This is a genomic window from Patiriisocius hiemis (assembly GCF_031846325.1).
Lineage (GTDB): Bacteria > Bacteroidota > Bacteroidia > Flavobacteriales > Flavobacteriaceae > Patiriisocius_A > Patiriisocius_A hiemis.
This window is the reverse complement of the sequence record NZ_JAVRHZ010000002.1, coordinates 219,165-235,373: the sequence shown is the minus strand read 5'-3', so window position 1 is coordinate 235,373 and position 16,209 is coordinate 219,165. Positions and strand designations below refer to the sequence as shown.

Here is a 16,209-nt window from a genome sequence, read left to right as displayed (position 1 = left end):
ACTCCTAAAGGTTAACAGCTTGGTGATAAATAATTTATTTTTGTTTTATTGTTAACCTTTTACAAGGACTAACTACTAAATGGAAAACACAGAAGCTACTTTACAAGAAAGGTTACGTGCAGACGATAAAAAAGCATTGGAGGAAGTTTATATTGCTCATAAAGAAGTGTTTTTAAGCTATGCAAGCTCTTTTAATGTAGATAGAGATGTATTGTTAGATATTTACCAGGATAGTGTAATAGCTTTGTTCCAGAACTTTGTAAGAAAACAAACTGTACTGGAAAAGAGTACTGTAAAAACATATCTTTTTGGGATAGCTAAAAACAAATTATATACCTATTTAAAAGCGCAAAAGCGATTAATAGTAACCAATAATAGCTTTGAAACTTTTGAAGAGATAAAAAGTGAAGAACAAGAACTAACAAGAGAACAACGATTATTGGCAAAATATTTTGATGAAATTTCAACAAGTTGCCAGCATATATTAAAGCTTTTTTATTACCGTAGTTTAAGTATAAAAGAGATTGTGTCCATGACACAGTATAAAGATGAAAATACCGTAAAAAGTCATAAATCTAGATGTCTTAAACGTTTAACCGAACTTATTAAGAACAACTAAATGGACAGAGAACAATTAATACAAGGCTATATAGAAGGCACATTGACTTCTACCCAACAAGAAGAAGCAACTAAGTTGCTTGCTAACGATGCTGCTTTTAAAGAAGAAGTAAGCCTATACAAAGATTTACAAGCTGCTATTACCGATAGCGAAAGAAGAACCTTAAAAACAAGTTTGCAAGAGTTAGAAAACAAAACCCCTGCACTAAAAAAAAGATCCAACTTTTACTTAATAGCTGCCTCTATTGTGGTTGTTCTTGGTATAGGCAGCTTATTTATGTTTTCGTCTCCAAATCCTGAGCAATTATACGCTTCAAATTTTGAAGTGTATCCTAATACTCTAAAGCCAGTAGTAAGAGGAGATGTTGGAGAAGAGATGCTTCCCTTTATAGCTTATGAAACTAAAGAATATGACAAAGCTGTAGTAAGTTTTGCGTCTATTTTAGAGCAAAATGATGACCCAGATATTCGCTTTTACTATGCAATGAGTCTGCTTAATGATTCTCAAGAAACTAAAGCATTACAGGAATTAAAAGTACTAGAAAGCTCAAACACAAAATATCTGCCTCAAGTATATTGGTACACCGCTTTATTGGAACTTAAAAAAGAAAATATAGAGGCGTCAAAAACCCTTTTAAATAGGCTTATTGAAGACAAAGCTTTATACAAAAATAGAGAAGCAAAGCAGCTACTTAAAAAACTAGACTAAGCTGTTTTTTTCTTAGATTTATTATAAAAGAAAAGTCCTGCTAGCACCAACACACCACCACCTAATACGTACCAAAAAGGATTTATTCTTGTGTTTATTTCACCTACATCTCCTGTAAGTATAAATCCTGCCCAATAGTAGGGATGTTTCAAGTTTTCATCATCTGTATTGGTAATAAATGAAAGCTTAGCATTTTTTAATGCTTCATTTTTGGGCTGTCCTTTTTCTAGATTTTCGTAAAAGGAAACCATAATTTTTGAAGTCTGTTGGTCTGGTACTTTCCATAAACTTACAATAGTACTGGATACTCCAGCATAAGTAAATGCTCTAGACATACTCATTACTCCTTCGCCAGCTTCAATTTTACCAGAGCCAGTATCACAAGCACTTAAAACTGCAAGGTTTGCGTTAAGGTCTAGCCCATAAATTTCGGAAGCAGAAAGCTCACTACTTTCTTCGTCTTCGCCATAAAAAACAAGCGAATTAAGCATGGGGTTTATGTTGCTTAATTTACCATGTGTTGCTAGATGCACTACCGAATAATCTTTACTTTGATTTATAAAACTTTCTTTTGTGGCATTGGTTCCTGTTACGCTATTACCATTTATAATTTTGCCAATTTCATTAACTTCAACAGTATTACTTGATAAGGAAGCGTCTTTATATTTTGGTGCATAACCAAGCCATTTCATTTTTGTGTTTTTGGCAACCTTTACTTGTTCATCATAGAGTTGTAAAGAGCCTGCATAGCTTATAGTAAATGCGTTAATTAAAAACTCATTGTTATAACTTAACACCTCAAAAGGAATTTTACTTAATACTCCATCTGTAATAAAAATGATATTTCTTATTGAATTGTCTAGCTCTGGAAGTATTTTTTCTGAAAGAGACTTGCTTAACTCCATAAAAGGCTTTTGTGTTACTAAAGCTTCTCTTAGTTTTTGAGACGCATCTTTAATAGCAGCGGCGTCATTTATTTTTAAAAACTGAATTTCTTTTTGGGTTATTATAAGTGCATAAATATTTTGATCTGAAACATAATATTCTATAATAGCATCTGCAGAAGAAACATACCTTTCTTGATAATATTCAAGTGATTTGGGTGTCTGAAGCGTTTTTGCATCGTAATAATTACTGTAATCTTTTTTATAAATGGCTTGGATACTATCAAGCTTTTTGGTGAGTTTTATTTGAGTTTCAATAAGTTCTTTTTTTCTTAAATCGTCTTTTACGGTAAACAATTCCTCATTAATTGTGTTAATCTCATTTTGAGCATTTACTTCTTTTTCGGTTAAGGACTCTGGGATATTTTGCTTTGCTCGTAGTGAACTATCTAATAAACCATCTAATAATGCCGAAGATTTATTAATTTCTAATAGTGTAAAAAGAGAATTTAAATTTTCTTCAGAAGGATTTTCATTATATAGTTTGTGATACACAGAAAGTGAATTATCTATATAAGGAACTATTGTTTTGCTATAAAAAATCTTAGAATCTTGGTAATTATAATAGACTTTATCTTCAATTACATTTTTAAGCAAATTGTCAATATTGGATTTAGCTTTTATTAGTTTATCTTTTTCTCCTTTTCTATATGCTTTTAGATAATACTCGTTTAATGTATTATAATAGTAGGAGGTGAGACCATTATCTTTTACATCAACTATTTTGGTTTCAATAGTATCTAAATGCAATTTTGCCTCAAGTAAATTTTCCATTCCAATGAGAGCTTTTGCAACTCTAACTTTACTTGTAATTTTTAACTTACTATCACTTTTAATCTCTTTTCTTAAAATATTCTCTTCCTCAAGACAATACGGCAATGCTTTATCATACATTTCTTCTTCAAAGTAAATATCTATCAAGCCATTTAAAACTGCAGTTGTAGAGAAGGTGCGATTAATTATTTTAGAGACAGCGAGTGCTCTTAAGTAATATTCTTCTGCTAGTTCAAAATTACCAGCGGCGTACTCTGCAATGGCTTTATCTTTAAATGCTTGTAGTGTAAACTTATCATTCTCTCCAAAGTAATCAATACTCTCTTCTACAACTTTGTTTATTACAGCTATAGACCTCTCGTGATTCCCTAAAGCGGTTTCTATTCTAGACTCAGTCATCCCTACAAGTGATTTGTAATAAACATCTTTTTCTTTTAAAACCTCATTGGAAAGAGACTTAGCTTTTTGTGCATACAGCTCTGCATTTTTAAGATCTTTTATAAAATAATAATTGTCTGCTAGTAGTGTGTAGTTAAGCACTTGACTTGGCGTATTTTCATTTCCGGCTTTTCTTTCTGCTTCAATAGATTCTTTTAAGTAGAACTCTGCCTCAGTTAAACCACCCGTTTTTCCTTGATGCATCATGCCTAAATTAAATGCTAGTCTTCCTAGTTTTCTTTGGTTTGGTTTTTTTAAAGACTTAAGCGTATTGTAGGCTTTTTCCATATATACTATAGAGCTGTCTGCCTTATCAGTATTATAATATGCTGCTGATATGCTTTGATAAGCATCTGAAAGTAAATAGTCAAGTTGTGATTTTTTGTATCCATGTCTTGCTTTATGAAAATAGACTCCTGCTTGAGTATAATCTCTTGCGTCATAGTAGTGTTGTCCTAGTGTATTATAGGTGAGAGAAAGTGTATAAAAGTCAATACTGTCTTGTTTTTTTAGTTCTAAAATAGAGTTCTTTAAATTTTCTAAAGCACTATTGTTCTTATTGACCAAGAGATATCTTAGTTGATAATAATTAAGTAAATTAATAAGGTGTTTATCTTTTACATTACTTTCCTCGTAATTGTCTAACAACGTATTTAAGAGCTCTAAGTCCTTTTCTGGATATCTAACCAATCGCATTTGTAAACTATACAAGGAAGACCAAATGGCTCTTTCTGTTGGAATATCTTTGTTGTTCTCTAGGGATTTAAATATAGAATCTGCTTCTGCCCATTTTGAAAAATCTCCTTTTTGCCATCCATTATTAAAACTAGTTACAGCTTTGTTGTAATTCTTTAGATAGTCTTGAGAAAATAATAGATTAATGGGTAAAACTAGTACTAGGTATAAGAAGATCTTCTTCATCTATTATAAACATTTGGTTGGTAGCTAAATATAGGGATTGTCAAGAAACCTTGAAAGAAGTCAATTAAGATTTGTAAAAATTCTTTAAACAAAAAAAACCGCCAAGAACTTTCTTGACGGTTTTAATTTTCATAGCAATTTTAATAAAAGGAATAGTAATTTAGTTTAAATCTAACATTATGAAGTAATCAACATAAATCTTTTATTAAGAGTATAAATATATAACTCATATATACTGTAATCTATATTTATGAGAAAAATGTGATAATTTTAAGGGATAAAAAGCTGTATATTAACAGTCTCATTAAAACACTATAATGAAAAAATACCTTTCTTTTTTTCTCACTTTTTTACTAGTTGGCGCCTATGCTCAAGAAGAAACAATAGATGAGTACCCAACAAAAGAGCAACTACTAAATGCTGTTAATAATAAAGATTTGCCTCAAGGTGAAACTATAAATAACCTTAGAATGTTAGGGGAGTATTATATGGGAGAGCCTGGAGATACTGCTAGCTACTATTTTAATAGAGCCTTACATTTAAGTAAAATAAAGCAAGATAGTTTTAACGCAATGCGGCTATATAATAGACTAGCAAAAATTAAAATTTATGAAGAAAATGACGTTTCGGCTTATAAATACACGGACAGCTCTTTAGCCTTCGCAAGCTATAAGAACCAAGATTACTACGCTAGTATTTCTTACAGCTATCAAATTCAAGGACAAATACATTATTTTCAAGAAAGGTATGATTTATCATTAGAGAAGTTTTTACAGGCAAATAGATATCTTCTTAAGATTTCTGAAGAGAAACAAGATGAAGAAATTAAAACATATATCGCAGAAAACTATACAGATCTAGCTTCAATTTATTTAATTACTGATAATAAAAATGCAGCAAAAGAATGCATTGAAAAGTCACTTTCTATAGCAAAACCAATTGATGCTTCTTGGGAAGTTGCAGAAGGTTATGAGCTATTAGTAAATTATCATTCTGAAAACAAAGAATACGATTTGGCAAGAAAGTATATTGATAGTGCCAAAGTGATGTATGAGAAAATTAATTACCCAGACGGAGTTGAGTTATTGGATAAAATTTTGGCAAATGTTTATAAAGAAGATGCCAACTATGAGAAAGCTCTTGAGATTTTTTTACCAATAGTTCAGAAAGATAAAAAAGAGGATATCACTTACCAAACTGTAGACGACTATATTTTTGTAAGTGATATTTATACAGGGAAGGATAATATCCCACTAGCTAAAGCTTATTTAGATAGTGCAAAAGTAGAGGCAAGACAATCTGATAACGAAATTCACGGTATATCTATTGGAAGACAACAAGCCGAGATATTTAAAAAAGAAGGAAATAAAAACTTAGCAATTGCAACACTCAAAAATTTGTTATTATCTCCAGCACTTGACAATTTTATTGAATCTAGAAAAGAAATCTACAAGGATTTATACGAATTGTATGAAGAAAACAATGATTTTTCTAATGCGTTAATGTATCATAAAGAGTACGTTGCTACTAAAGATAGTTTGCAGCAAATACTTGATAAGAATAAATTTAGCACCCTTCAAACAGAATTTAATTATAAAGAACTTGTTTCAGAATTAGAAACAAAGGAGTCTCAATTAAAGGTTACCCAAGAGGAGCAAAAAGGAGCAAGACAGCGAAACTTATTTATTATTATTTCTATTAGTGCGCTAGCTGTATTTGCTTTGTTTTCTTTTTTCAGACAAAAATCGCTAAGCAAAGCAAGAAGAGAAGCCTTGGAGTCTAAGCAAGAAGCGCTTCAACTTAAAAAGAAATCTCTAGATGATGAGGTTAAATTTAAGAACCAACAAATTACAGATTTTGCAATTCATATTTCTGAAAAAAACGAATTATTAGAGAAAGTAAAGGCAAAACTTAAACGAGTAAAAGTAATTAACGACTCACATAAAGAGGTCTTAAAAGATACGTTACACTTTATCAATAATGACATTGAAAATGATAAAGAAAAGATACAATTATATAAAGATGTAAGCCAGACAAACGATTCTTTTGGGTCAAAACTTGACAGTAAATTTGACAACTTAAATGATAAAGAAAAGAAAGTTGCTACTATGTTACGTTTAGGACAAACATCTAAACAAATTGCACTTCAACTAGGAATTACAGCAGCAAGTGTAGATAATTATAGATATAATTTAAGAAAGAAAATGAACGTCCCAAAGGGTAAATCTTTAAAGACGTTCATTCAAAATATATAGCTTACTAGGTTAAGGGATGTTAACTTTATACCATAAACTTACAAAGCATCTCTTTTTTAAAAGTATTTTATGAGATAGTTATGAGAAACTAGAAGTAGATGTCTTGTGCTAAGCGGAAGGTGTTAGCATGCGCTTCAATAATTACTTTTATTTCTGGTGAATAACCACCACCCATGCTCACTTGCAATGGAATTTTATGGTCCTTACAAGTTTGAAGAACAAATCTATCTCGTTCTTTACACCCTTCAGGCGTGCACCCTAGCCTTCCCAATTTGTCCGTTGCTACAATATCTACACCACTTAAATAAAATATAAAATCGGGTTGTTGTTCTTCGATAAGTTTAGGAAGTGTATCCTTTAATATTGATAAGTATTCGGCATCACTTGTACCATCATCTAGCGCGATATCTAGATCTGAAGTTTCTTTTTTAAAAGGATAGTTTTTTGCGCCGTGCATTGAAAAGGTAAAAACCGCCTCCTCATCCTTAAAAATCTCTGCCGTACCATTACCTTGATGCACATCAAGGTCAACAATTAAAATTTTATTAACTGATGTCTTCTTGAGTGGCTCCTCTGAGTACAGTCGAAGTGCGCTAGAAGTGTCTCTGTTCAACAAATACCTAGCTCCAATTGCTTGATCGTTAAATAGACAAAACGCTTCTCCATGATCTGTATAGGCGTGGTGAGTACCTCCAGCAATGTTCATTGCAATTCCGTTTTTTAAAGCGTGTTCACAGCCTGTAATAGTGCCTTGTGTAATAATATGTTCTCTCTCTACTAGTTTTGCTGAAAGAGGAAAGCCTATTTTTCTAGCAGCTCTTTTATCTAAGGTTAGGTTTTTTAAATCTTGAATGTATGCTGAAGTATGCACGGCTTCTAAATCTTCATATTTGGGATAACCTGGCTCAAAGAAATTTGCTTCTGTGCATGTACCCTCATGTAACAATTGCTGATGTAATAACTCGTATTTACTCATGGGGAACCTATGTCCCAACGGAAGGTTATGTTTAAAAATAGGATGGTAGGCTATTTTGAGCAAAATTTTAATTTATAGCCCCTCCATTTTTCACTCCAGCAGTATCTGGATTTACGAAAACTAGTTTTCCCTCTGGAGTTTCGGTCATTAAAATCATTCCTTGACTTTCAACACCCCTTAATTTTCTTGGGGCTAGGTTTACCAATACGGTTACTTGTTTGCCAATTACTTCTTCTGGTGTAAAACTTTCGGCAATGCCTGAAACTATAGTTCGTATATCAATACCTGTGTCTACTTTTAATACCAATAGCTTCTTCGTTTTTGGCATTTTTTCAGCTTCAAGAATAGTCCCTACACGCATGTCGAGCTTAGTAAAATCTTCAAATTGTATCGTGTCTTTTTGAGGGTCTAGGGTTGCATTCATAATCTCATTTGCTTTTTTACTTTCAGCCAGTTTATCTAATTGTGCTTGTATTTGTGAATCTTCAATTTTACTGAATAACAATTCGGCTGTATTAATGGTATGTCCTACAGGAAGTAATTCCTTTTTGGTGGAAATATCGTTCCAGTTAGATGCTGAATCAAGTTCAGCATGACAAAGCATATTTTTTAGTGAATTGGAAGTAAACGGTAAAAAAGGCTCGCTTAACGTGGCTAAAGCACTAGCAATTTGTAGTGCAATATACATCACAGTTTTTGTGCGCTCAGTATCTGTTTTTACAGTTTTCCAGGGTTCTTGCTCTGCTAGATATTTATTTCCTAACCTAGCTACATTCATCAATTCTCCTTGTGCCTCTCTAAAACGATAGCGTTCAATAGAACTTTCAATTACTTGTGGGTAGTTTTTAAGTTCGTTTATTACCTCTTCATCTATAGATTCAAAAGTTGATGGATTCGGAACTACACCATTGTAATATTTATGTGTAAGTACTACTACACGATTAATAAAGTTTCCAAAAACTGCTACCAGTTCATTATTATTTCTTGCTTGGAAATCTGCCCAAGTAAAGTCGTTATCTTTTGTTTCTGGTGCATTTGCAGTTAGCACATAGCGTAATACATCCTGTTGATTTGGAAAGTCTTCTAGATACTCATGTAACCAAACTGCCCAATTTTTACTGGTTGATATTTTATTGCCTTCTAAGTTTAAAAACTCATTAGCAGGAACGTTATCAGGTAATACATAACTTCCTTCGGCTTTAAGCATACTTGGAAAAATAATACAATGAAAAACAATGTTGTCTTTACCAATAAAGTGAAGTAGTTTGGTGTCTTTATCCTTCCAATAAGGCTCCCAATTAGTGTTGTTTTTTGTAGCCCATTCTTTTGTAGCTGAGATATAACCAATAGGCGCATCAAACCAAACATACAATACTTTACCTTCTGCTCCATCTACAGGAACTGGGATTCCCCAGTCCAAATCTCTTGTAACGGCTCTCGGGCGTAGCCCATCATCTATCCAAGATTTGCATTGCCCATATACATTTGTTTTCCAGTCTTTTTTATGCTCTTTTAGTATCCATTCTTTTAAAAATGGCTCGTATTGATCTAAAGGTAAAAACCAATGCTTGGTTTCTTTTAAAGTTGGTTTTGCACCTGTAATAGCACTTTTTGGATTAATTAAATCTGTTGCGTTATGAGAAGTACCACAATTTTCACATTGATCGCCATAGCTTTCTTCATAGTTGCATTTAGGGCAGGTGCCAACTACAAATCTATCTGCTAGATACTGTTGTGCTTCAGGATCATAAAGTTGTGCATTTGTTTCTTCAATAAATTTTCCGTCTTTGTATAGTTTTTTAAAGAAACTAGAAGCAGTATCATGATGTACTTTTGCTGAAGTACGTGAATAGTTATCAAAACTAATTCCAAAATCATTAAAAGATTGTTTTATGATAGCATGATATTTATCTACTATTTGCTGTGGGGTTACACCTTCTTTTTTTGCTTTTATTGTAATAGGCACTCCGTGCTCATCACTTCCACAAACAAATAAAACATCTTTGCCTAGCAATCTTTGAAATCTTGCATAAATATCTGCTGGCACGTACACTCCGGATAAATGCCCAATATGAACGGGTCCATTTGTGTAGGGTAGTGCAGCAGTAATAGTATACCTTTTTGGGTCTTGCGTCATAACTTTTTTCTGAAAGCGCAAAAATAAGGAATTCTCTTTTGAAGCTGGTTGATAAAAGAAAGAGGTTGTATAAAAATTACTTTTTAGACAACTCTCTTTTTATTTAATTAAAATGGATTTACTGTAAAATTCGCCACCTACCGAAATCCTATAAATATATTGTCCATAACTTAAGCGCTTTTTTATGGCAGCTCTTACATCTATAGTATGGCGACCTGCCGAAAGTATTCCATTGGACAAACTCCCTATTTCTTGACCTAAAATATTGTATAGTCGCATATCTACATTAGCAGTAAATGGCATATTAATTTCTATGAAGGTATTATTATTTTGATAAAAAGGAGCATGTACAAATCGAGTTATATCTCCAAAATCCGAAGCAGATAATGTCGCACTACAATCTAACCCTAGAGGTAGCTCTTGATAGGTTTGATTTAATAAAATTTCATCTACGACACTAGAATCTAAACAAAACCAATTGGTTAATACAGTAAAATAAATGTCTCTAAAATCGGTTGTTGGGATCAAATTATCGTCTGCATCCCAAGTATTAATATCGGGATGGTCATTAATAAATCCATTACCATTTAGGGCTGGTCCAAAAAGCATTACTGGTGATGCAGCGCCATGGTCTGTACCATTGCTACCATTTTCATAGGGTCTTCTTCCAAACTCTGAAATTGTCATTGATAGCACTTTATCTTGTAATCCAGCTGCTGCCAAATCTTGATAAAAGTTTTTCATTGAAAGAGATAAGTCTTCAAGTAATGTACGCTGGTCTTCAATTTGATTTGCATGGGTGTCAAACCCGTTTAAAGTGACCATATATACTTTAGTACCTAGATTCCCCTTTATCATTCTTGCAACAATGGCTAATTGATTGGACAGCTCTTCATCTGCATAAGGGGCTTGATTTGTAGCATTGTTATAGGCATCACTAATAACACCTGCATACGTAAAAGTTGTGTTTGCAGTTGCTCTCATAAAGAGCAATTTATCTCCATAAACACAGGGAGGTATATTTGTAACATCGTGTACAGCACCATTTTCTGCGACACTTGCTAATTGTTCTGGGCTAGCTATAGTAAACGCATAATTAGTTTCATTACCATCAAAAACTAAATTTCCTATGCTACCTATTTGTACTGCAAGTGGTTTTTCTGGAGGGTTTATAATGTAATCAGGGTATAAATCTTCAAAATAACGACCCCACCAACCTGTAGGTTCAATATTTATATCGTCTGCAGAGGCCCAAATATCACTCGATCTAAAATGTGATAAATTTTGATTTTGATAACCTACTCCGTGTACTACTTTCATTTGCCCGTCTCCCCACATTGCCTCCAAGGGGCTCATAAAGTTAGGAATTGCAAAATCTGCATTTAAGTTTATTAAATCGCTCTGTTGGTGTCTTATAGTAGGTCTTAAATTTGCATAACTTGCATAATCATAAACAGGGACAATTGTATTAAGCCCGTCATTACCCCCTTTAAGTCTTACAATAACAAGTATATTATCGTTTTCATTTTGGGCTAATGCAACCGAGAGAGGTGAAGGTTTTGTGGCGGTTACAGCAGCATTTCCTAGCATCATCCCTCCAGCTCCTGCCAAACCAAGTGCCTGTATGAAAGAGCGTCTATTCCATGTTGCGTGTTCTTTATCGTGTACACTTTTATCCCCTTTGGGAGTATTGTTTTTGGGTATATCGTTGTGAGTATCGCACATAGTAGGTATTATTTAAGTTGAAATTCTGGCATTCTGGCTATATGTTTTAGCAGTAAAGAAACTTGTAGTGGAGCTGTAGACCAATTAAGATTCCAGATACCATCGTCATAATAGTTTTGTGGGACTTCCCATTTTAAAATGTTTGTAGCTGTCACATAGTCCGAAGCCGTATGTAGATTTTTTGGAACAAAGTGATTTACCATTACCTCGGTTATAAAAGCAGGGTCATTACTGTCATTACTTAATTCTCTAGCTAAATCTGTTAATGTAAACTCATATCCATTTACAAATAAGTAATTTATGTACAATTCCATAAGTTGCCAACGTCCAGTAAGAGTAGATCCATTAATCCAATCTTCGTCTCTTTGCCAACCTGAAACGTCGGGGGGATCAAAAATTTGTTGTCCCATAAGTGCAGAGTACTGTAAAATAGCCTCCATGATTACATCATCATAAAAGAAATTACCTTCTTTAATAAAGTTAAAAATCGTATCAAAAGGGCTTTTAATTACAACACCGAGTGCTTTTACATCAAAAAAGTGTTCACTTTTAAATAGTTGTTTTAATACTGGAACTAACTCAAAATTGTTGTTAATAAATGTTTGGGCAAGTGGCTGGATAATATTAGTTTCAATTGTAGCATCCACTTCTGGACTTACAAAAAATGTATATAATTTTCGACAAATTGTATGTGCTAATTCATTTCCTCTTTCATTAAATAAAATGTCAATAACGTCATCATATCCCCATGGTCCTTCTTGATCAAAAATTATTTTAGTACCCGCATCGTGGGTGCTTGCATCAAATGTAATAGCCGCGCCTGGCTCTGTCCAATGATTATAACCTGTTAATGCTCTGGAGGTTTCTGTGATATCCATCTGTGTGTAATTATTACCTTCACCAAGGGTAAAGAGTTCAAACAACTCTCTAGCATAATTTTCATTGGGCTCAAAATTGGTGTTTTCAAACCCATTAAGATAAAGGAGCATCGCTGGGTTTTTACCTATAGCATTGGTAAAATCTTTAAAGTTTCCTAAGGCATAGGTTTGCAATACATTGTAATATTGAAAAAGATAGGGAGCATAAAAGTATGTTTCTAGTTGAGTTACAAAATGATTAGACCAAAAAAAAGCAAGTCGTCCTCTTAGTGTTTCAGAAAAAAAGTCATTACCTGCCTGTATTCTCCAATCTATTAAATATTGTGTGTTTTCAGTTTCAAAATCTGTAAAATCACTTAATGCATAAAATCCCCAAGCTGGAGCAGGAGTAGTAGGTAAATTAAATGCAGTATCTACAATATTATCTATCAAAGTAGAAGGAGTAAGTGCTAGTGCAGCATCAACATCTGCAATAGAAGCACTAAAACCTAATCTTCTATACACATGTTTTACTTTTGAAACATCCCAAGGGTTACTCCCAGAAGGAACATAAGGAGCTAAAGTTGACGCATTACAGGAAGTAATTGTAGTTGTTTCCATAAGCATTTTATTAGTAGGTTAAGACCGTTAAATATACTGAAATGTAGTTACTTACACTTTCTAAGACTCTATATTAACTAAAAAGTTTAATTTGTAGTATCTAAGACAGTTAATTTTATACTATGGTTACACCTCCGTATTTAAAAAAAGGCGATACCCTTGCAATTGTTTCTAGTGCAAGAAAAATTACAGAGCGTGAGCTTGAACCTGCAATAGAACTTGTAAGCTCTTGGGGTTTAAAAGTATTGCTAGGAGAAACAATTGGTGCAACAGAAAATCAATTTGCTGGTAATGATGCGTTACGACTTCAAGATTTACAGGAACAAATAGATAACCCAGAAATAAAAGCTATCTGGTGTGCTAGAGGTGGGTACGGTACGGTACGAATTATTGATAAATTAGACTTTACAGCTTTTACTAGAAGCCCTAAATGGATACTTGGCTATAGTGATGTAACAACCCTTCACTCTCACATACATAATTTAGGTTTTGAAACCTTACATGCATTTATGGCTGGCGAAGTAAAAAGTAAAAAACAAACATTGTTAGATGAATTAAAACAAACTCTCTTCGGAAAAAAGCAGAGTATTAGCTACACTTCAAATGATAAATTAAACCGAATAGGAAAGGCAACTGGAAAGCTAGTAGGAGGAAACCTCTCAATTTTATATTCGCTTTGCGGAAGCGCTTCGGCATTAGAGACTGAAGGGGCCATTCTTTTTATTGAAGACTTAGACGAGTATCTTTATCATGTAGATAGAATGATGCAAAACCTTAAAAGAAACGGTATGTTGGCTAAACTAGCAGGACTTGTTGTAGGCGGAATGAATGATATGAATGATAATACCATTTCTTTTGGTAAAACAGCAAAAGAGATTATAAGAGAAGCAGTTGCAGACTACAATTACCCTGTTTGTTTTAATTTTCCCGCTGGGCATGTAAACGAAAATAAAACACTAATCTTAGGAAGAAGATCTGAATTAATAGTAACCAACAAAAATGTTTCTTTAGAATTTGGAACTTAAAATTTGAGATTTTAAGCAATGGCTTCACATAACGAATTAGGAAAAATAGGAGAAGAGCTAGCAGCGCAATTTCTATTGCGTGAGGGCTATGAAATTTTAGAACGAAATTGGATATTTCAAAAAGCTGAAATAGATATTATTGCTCAAAAAGATAATCAACTTTGTATTGTAGAAGTAAAAACTAGAAATAGTGCCTTTTTTGGCGACCCTCAAGACTTTGTAACAAATAGTAAAATTAAGTTACTTGTAAAAGCAGCTAATGAGTATGTTATAAGCAATGATATTGATATGGAAGTCCGTTTTGATATTATTGCTATATTAAAAAACCAAAAGGTCGAAAAGATAGAACATTTTAAAGATGCTTTTTATCACTTTTAACCTGTCTGGACGAGCGCAGTCGAGACCTAATTTATGTTTCTCTAAGGCTTAAAACCTCTCGCCTGCGCTCGAGGAGACAATTTTTAAAGAAAGAAAATGAACACTCAAATAAAATCTATTCGTGCATTTATAGGAGCAAAAGATTACACTACTTCTAGAGAATTTTACAAACAATTAGGCTTTGAAGAAATAATAACCTCTGCAAAAATGTCTTATTTTAAAAAAGGAGACTTTGGGTTTTATTTACAAGATTATTATGCAAAAGACTGGGTAGATAATTCTATGATTTTTCTTGAAGTTGAAGACTTGCCTAAAGAATTAGAACGTATTAAATCACTAGGCATAGTTTCAAAATATAAAGGGGCTCGTTTAAGTGAAATACATAAAAACCATTGGGGGGAAGAATTTTTTCTACATGACCCTAGTGGTGTTCTCTGGCATATTGGGCGGTTTTATTAAAAACGTTTTATTCAATATTTAATAACCCCATCAACTCTTCCAAACTCTCTGGCTTTGCCTTTATTTTTTTGTCTTTATCTAAAACTATGTAGGTAGGAGTGCCTTCTACATTATAGGTTTTACCAATATCGTTTTCCCATTTTCCCAGGCCTAACACATTAATAAATCGTGGGAAATCTTGGGTCATGTTTTTCCAATCGTAGGGCTCATCTTCCAGCCCAATAGCCACCACTTTCACAAAAGCAGGGTCTAGTTTTTCTACAGCTGCATGTACTTGAGGGACTTCGGCAACACAATGTGAACAGCCACTACTCCAAAAAACAAGTACGTAGTTTTCTGCAGGAGCTACCTTGTGCAACCATTTGGTTTTTCCATCTTCTTCCCATGAAAAATTAGGAGCTTTAGACCCTAATGTAAGCGAGGTAAATGTAAACACTCTGTTTACCATAGCAGTATCTTTAGCCTCTTTTGCAGTTGGAATAAGGTGCTTTGTAGCTAGGTAATTTGCTTTTTGTATGGCTGGGTCTTGGGTAAGTGTAATCCATAACTCATATAAAAACGATTTTTTAAATTCGATACCTGCTGGAGATATCTTTTGGGCAACATTGTCAAGACTCATTTTATAATCTTGCATGATTGTTATATAACCATATGTTAGATCCTGTAAAAACTTTGTGCCTTGTAGGTTTTTGTCTTTATAATTAACATTAACTAAATAATTATCTAGTAAATTTTTTTGATAAGATGAAACATCTTCAAAAGCACTTGGAACATAAAATCGATAGCTTTTTATAAAGCTATTTGCAAGCATGCCTTCAGAGTTTGCTTCATTTTCATTATGAAGTTTTTGTAAGGCTTCAAATTTTTCTGAAAGTAATTTTTTATCAAGTTTTGGGTCTTGATATGCTGCTGCTATTTCGTTTTGTAACTGGTTGAACCCACGTAAGTGATTTTGCCATGCTTTATTTTCTTCAGAAGAACTAAAAGAAACACCTTGTTCTTTAGAAAAAGTAAATGCAATATCTTCTTTCCCGTTGTAAATGAGCTCAAGACTATTTTCCTCTTGCGGGAATGCATAGACAAGTTTATATATGCCTGGTTTGGCATTATCTTTCATAGTTATAGTAAAGCTTCCATTAATAAAACGAGTATCAGCTTCAAAAAAAGCACCTGTTGGTTTTACTTCATATAACAAAGCAAACTTATAATCTTCAGCAGGACTAAAAGTTCCTTTAATTGTGTGTTGCGCAAGTAGGGTTGCTGGTAAAATAAAGGCTAAAAGGAGGAAAGTATTTTTCATAAAGTAAATATAGAATTTATTTAATAAGGCTTCGATATAAGCTTGTCCTGAGCTCAATCAAAGGCCTCAACT

At 33.2% G+C, this 16,209-nt stretch carries 12 protein-coding genes; 6 read left to right on the top strand and 6 right to left on the bottom strand.

Annotated elements, in window-relative coordinates; all coding sequences use genetic code 11:
- Window positions 1-79 precede the first annotated feature (79 nt).
- On the top strand, window positions 80-619 hold the full coding sequence (locus RM538_RS05210) for an RNA polymerase sigma factor (protein ID WP_311332346.1): 540 nt from the start codon (window positions 80-82) through the stop codon (window positions 617-619).
- Complete coding sequence (locus RM538_RS05205) at window positions 620-1,327, top strand: hypothetical protein (protein WP_311332345.1); 708 nt, start codon at window positions 620-622, stop codon at window positions 1,325-1,327.
- On the opposite strand, the gene RM538_RS05200 is transcribed toward RM538_RS05205, so the two are convergent.
- Window positions 1,324-4,404: a CHAT domain-containing protein gene (locus RM538_RS05200; RefSeq protein ID WP_311332344.1), complete on the bottom strand. Its 3,081-nt coding sequence runs from the start codon at window positions 4,402-4,404 to the stop codon at window positions 1,324-1,326. The genes RM538_RS05205 and RM538_RS05200 overlap by 4 nt on opposite strands.
- A gap of 317 nt (window positions 4,405-4,721) precedes the next feature.
- Between RM538_RS05200 and RM538_RS05195 the strand changes: the two genes are divergently transcribed.
- Complete coding sequence (locus RM538_RS05195) at window positions 4,722-6,659, top strand: tetratricopeptide repeat protein (RefSeq protein ID WP_311332343.1); 1,938 nt, start codon at window positions 4,722-4,724, stop codon at window positions 6,657-6,659.
- 88 nt (window positions 6,660-6,747) lie between these two features.
- Here the strand turns inward: RM538_RS05195 and RM538_RS05190 are convergent, their stop codons facing one another.
- The 4 genes from RM538_RS05190 to RM538_RS05175 form a co-directional block, all read right to left on the bottom strand.
- Window positions 6,748-7,698 (bottom strand): histone deacetylase family protein, encoded by a 951-nt coding sequence (locus RM538_RS05190; protein WP_311332342.1) that lies wholly within the window; start codon window positions 7,696-7,698, stop codon window positions 6,748-6,750.
- 4 nt (window positions 7,699-7,702) lie between these two features.
- Window positions 7,703-9,772 carry a methionine--tRNA ligase gene (gene metG, locus RM538_RS05185; RefSeq protein ID WP_311332341.1) on the bottom strand — a complete coding sequence of 690 codons (2,070 nt, stop codon included), beginning with the start codon at window positions 9,770-9,772 and terminating at the stop codon, window positions 7,703-7,705.
- 99 nt (window positions 9,773-9,871) lie between these two features.
- Window positions 9,872-11,497: a DUF1501 domain-containing protein gene (locus RM538_RS05180; protein WP_311332340.1), complete on the bottom strand. Its 1,626-nt coding sequence runs from the start codon at window positions 11,495-11,497 to the stop codon at window positions 9,872-9,874.
- Between the two features lie 8 nt (window positions 11,498-11,505).
- Window positions 11,506-12,975, bottom strand: a complete 1,470-nt coding sequence (locus RM538_RS05175) for a DUF1800 domain-containing protein (protein WP_311332339.1) — start codon at window positions 12,973-12,975, stop codon at window positions 11,506-11,508.
- Between the two features lie 122 nt (window positions 12,976-13,097).
- Here RM538_RS05175 and RM538_RS05170 point away from each other — a divergent pair, with 122 nt between their 5' ends.
- The 3 genes from RM538_RS05170 to RM538_RS05160 all read left to right on the top strand — a co-directional run bounded on the left by RM538_RS05170 (window position 13,098) and on the right by RM538_RS05160 (window position 14,837).
- Window positions 13,098-14,000 carry a S66 peptidase family protein gene (locus RM538_RS05170; protein WP_311332338.1) on the top strand — a complete coding sequence of 301 codons (903 nt, stop codon included), beginning with the start codon at window positions 13,098-13,100 and terminating at the stop codon, window positions 13,998-14,000.
- An 18-nt stretch (window positions 14,001-14,018) separates the two neighbouring features.
- Window positions 14,019-14,378, top strand: a complete 360-nt coding sequence (locus RM538_RS05165; protein ID WP_311332337.1) for a YraN family protein — start codon at window positions 14,019-14,021, stop codon at window positions 14,376-14,378.
- Window positions 14,379-14,474: 96 nt separating this feature from the next.
- Window positions 14,475-14,837, top strand: coding sequence for a VOC family protein (locus tag RM538_RS05160; RefSeq protein ID WP_311332336.1), 363 nt, complete (start codon window positions 14,475-14,477; stop codon window positions 14,835-14,837).
- Between the two features lie 7 nt (window positions 14,838-14,844).
- On the opposite strand, the gene RM538_RS05155 is transcribed toward RM538_RS05160, so the two are convergent.
- Complete coding sequence (locus tag RM538_RS05155; RefSeq protein WP_311332335.1) at window positions 14,845-16,137, bottom strand: TlpA family protein disulfide reductase; 1,293 nt, start codon at window positions 16,135-16,137, stop codon at window positions 14,845-14,847.
- Window positions 16,138-16,209 lie beyond the last annotated feature (72 nt).

Excerpts from the sequence above, each read along its gene's own strand:
- RM538_RS05160 (WP_311332336.1), top strand. The coding sequence starts at position 14,475 with ATGAACACTCAAATAAAATCTATTCGTGCATTTATAGGAGCAAAAGAT.
- RM538_RS05205 (WP_311332345.1), top strand. The coding sequence starts at position 620 with ATGGACAGAGAACAATTAATACAAGGCTATATAGAAGGCACATTGACT.
- RM538_RS05200 (WP_311332344.1), bottom strand. The coding sequence starts at position 4,404 with ATGAAGAAGATCTTCTTATACCTAGTACTAGTTTTACCCATTAATCTA.
- RM538_RS05180 (WP_311332340.1), bottom strand. The coding sequence starts at position 11,497 with ATGTGCGATACTCACAACGATATACCCAAAAACAATACTCCCAAAGGG.
- RM538_RS05175 (WP_311332339.1), bottom strand. The coding sequence starts at position 12,975 with ATGGAAACAACTACAATTACTTCCTGTAATGCGTCAACTTTAGCTCCT.
- metG (WP_311332341.1), bottom strand. The coding sequence starts at position 9,772 with ATGACGCAAGACCCAAAAAGGTATACTATTACTGCTGCACTACCCTAC.
- RM538_RS05170 (WP_311332338.1), top strand. The coding sequence starts at position 13,098 with ATGGTTACACCTCCGTATTTAAAAAAAGGCGATACCCTTGCAATTGTT.
- RM538_RS05155 (WP_311332335.1), bottom strand. The coding sequence starts at position 16,137 with ATGAAAAATACTTTCCTCCTTTTAGCCTTTATTTTACCAGCAACCCTA.
- RM538_RS05210 (WP_311332346.1), top strand. The coding sequence starts at position 80 with ATGGAAAACACAGAAGCTACTTTACAAGAAAGGTTACGTGCAGACGAT.
- RM538_RS05165 (WP_311332337.1), top strand. The coding sequence starts at position 14,019 with ATGGCTTCACATAACGAATTAGGAAAAATAGGAGAAGAGCTAGCAGCG.
- RM538_RS05195 (WP_311332343.1), top strand. The coding sequence starts at position 4,722 with ATGAAAAAATACCTTTCTTTTTTTCTCACTTTTTTACTAGTTGGCGCC.